General features: G+C 70.0%; 3 protein-coding genes, 1 pseudogene and 1 riboswitch. Of the genes and pseudogenes, 2 read left to right on the top strand and 2 right to left on the bottom strand.

All coding sequences use genetic code 11. The annotated features are described in order from the left end of the window. Both B9S61_RS01365 and B9S61_RS01360 read right to left on the bottom strand, forming a co-directional pair. A pseudogene (locus tag B9S61_RS01365) lies at positions 1-360 on the bottom strand (hypothetical protein); the annotation flags it as partial. Then, positions 357-695 carry a PadR family transcriptional regulator gene (locus B9S61_RS01360; protein WP_103540536.1) on the bottom strand — a complete coding sequence of 113 codons (339 nt, stop codon included), beginning with the start codon at positions 693-695 and terminating at the stop codon, positions 357-359. The gene B9S61_RS01360 and the pseudogene B9S61_RS01365, both read right to left, overlap by 4 nt. Positions 696-809: 114 nt before the next feature. Further along, positions 810-993: riboswitch (cobalamin riboswitch) on the top strand. Positions 994-1,022: 29 nt separating this feature from the next. Here B9S61_RS01360 and B9S61_RS01355 point away from each other — a divergent pair. Next, the gene (locus B9S61_RS01355; protein WP_103540535.1) at positions 1,023-1,733 is read left to right on the top strand and encodes an energy-coupling factor ABC transporter permease; all 711 of its coding nucleotides are present in this window, start codon (positions 1,023-1,025) and stop codon (positions 1,731-1,733) included. Continuing rightward, positions 1,730-2,048: energy-coupling factor ABC transporter substrate-binding protein (locus tag B9S61_RS01350; protein ID WP_103540534.1), on the top strand; the 319-nt coding region annotated here is incomplete at its 3' end. The genes B9S61_RS01355 and B9S61_RS01350, both read left to right, overlap by 4 nt.

The raw sequence follows: 2,048 nt of genomic DNA, 5'->3' as shown, positions 1-2,048 counted from the left end.
GCCGACGCGCAGGGCCGCGCCGGCGCCGCCGCCGTCGGCCACCTCCAGCAGGGCGAGCCCGAGGGCGAGAGCCGGCAGCACGCCGGTCAGCAGGACGACCAGCACGCGCCGGTAGGCGGGATACAGGTCCGGTCCGATCAGGACCAGCGGCCGCTCGGTGTACCGGGCCGCGTACCGCACCGGGTCCCCCAGCTCGCCGAGCACCTCCCGCTCGGCCGCCTGAAGGTCGTCGCCGCCCCGGCCCTCTATGGTGTCGGCGATGGTGGCGCGGAGCTCCTGGGCCATGTCGTCACGCTGGTCCGCCGGAAGCCGGCGGACAACCTCGTGGACATAGCGCTCGGTGAGCACCCCCGTACTCATTCGTTCTCCTTGGTCAGTCGTGAGATCGATGCGACAAGATCGTGCCATTCACGCACCAGGCCCTCCCGGACCCGGCTTCCGTCGGGGCTCACGCGGTAGAACTTGCGCGGCCGGGACTCGTCGGTGTTCCACTCGCTCGTCAGCAGCCCCTGTTTCTCCAGGCGCCGCAGCAGTGGATAGAGCGTGTTCCCGTCGACGGTGACCCCCGCGTCGTCGAGCGTCTCCAGAAGCGCATAGCCGTACTGCGGTTTCCGGAGCAGCGCCAGACAGGCGAGCACCACCGTCCCGCGGCGCAGTTCCTGCGCCTGGCTCAGGGTCAGTTCTTCTACGGACACGACACACACTATACTGTGCGCCGCACACTAATGTCACCCCCCTATCACTGTGGATGCTCCCCCTTCCCACCCGTGCGCCCCCGGTGTCCGCTTGTCACCGCACCTGTACGGGCATTACTGTCGCCACGCCTTGGTGACGGGAAATCGGTGCGATACCGGTGCGGCCCTCGCCACTGTGATCGGGAAGTCCGGCTCCGGCCCTCACGGGCAGCCACTGGGTTCTTCGGAACCCGGGAAGGCGGAGCACGGGCGGTGGTACCCGTCAGCCAGGAGACCGGCCAAGGCGCGTCAACCATCCACGAGGTGCTGGAGAGGGTCTGCTGAGCCATGCACATTGCCGAGGGTTTTCTGCCTCCGGCGCACGCGGTCGCCTGGGGCGTCGCGTCGGCGCCGTTCGTCGTCCACGGAGCCCGGTCGCTCATCCGTGAAGTGAGGGAACATCCCGAGAGCACACTGCTGCTCGGCGCGTCGGGAGCGTTCACGTTCGTCCTGTCAGCGCTGAAACTGCCGTCGGTGACGGGAAGTTGCTCCCACCCCACCGGCACAGGGCTCGGTGCGATCCTGTTCCGGCCGCCGGTCATGGCGGTGCTGGGCACCATCACCCTGCTGTTCCAGGCGCTGCTGCTCGCCCACGGCGGGCTGACCACGCTCGGCGCCAACGTCTTCTCGATGGCGGTCGTGGGCCCGTGGGCCGGGTACGGCGTCTACCGGGTTCTGCGCCGCTCCGGCGCGCCGCTGATGGCCGCCGTGTTCTGCGGCGCGTTCGCCGCCGACCTGTCGACGTACTGCGTGACCAGTGTGCAGCTGGCGCTCGCCTTCCCCGACCCGGGCAGCGGATTCCCGGGCGCGCTGGGCAAGTTCGGTTCCATCTTCGCCCTGACGCAGATCCCGCTCGCGGTGAGCGAGGGGCTGCTGACCGTGCTGGTGATGCGGATGCTGGTGCGGTCGAGCAAGGGCGAGCTGACGCGGCTCGGCGTGCTCGCGGCATCGGTGGCCGGGCGGAAGCCGGCGGAGCCTGCCGGGACGGTGGCCCGATGAGCCGTCACACGAAGATCAACGGTCTGCTGGTGCTCCTCGTGGCCGCGCTCGCCGTGCTCCCGCTGGTGTTCGGGCTCGGCGACCACAAGGAGGAGCCGTTCGCCGGCGCGGACGCCGAGGCGGAGACGGCGATCACCGAGATCGCCCCGGACTACGAGTCCTGGTTCTCACCGCTGTACGAACCGCCGTCCGGCGAGGTCGAGTCGGCGCTGTTCGCCCTGCAGGCGGCGATCGGCACGGGCGTCCTCGCGTACTACTTCGGCCTGCGGCGGAGTGGTGGTCGCCTCGCGTCAGGCGGCGAGAACGAGTGCGGTC

The sequence above is a fragment of the Streptomyces sp. SM1 genome (assembly GCF_002910825.1).
In the GTDB taxonomy this organism is placed as follows: domain Bacteria; phylum Actinomycetota; class Actinomycetes; order Streptomycetales; family Streptomycetaceae; genus Streptomyces; species Streptomyces okerensis.
The sequence above is the reverse complement of the archived record's forward strand: the minus strand, read 5'-3'. Positions and strand labels throughout refer to the sequence as shown.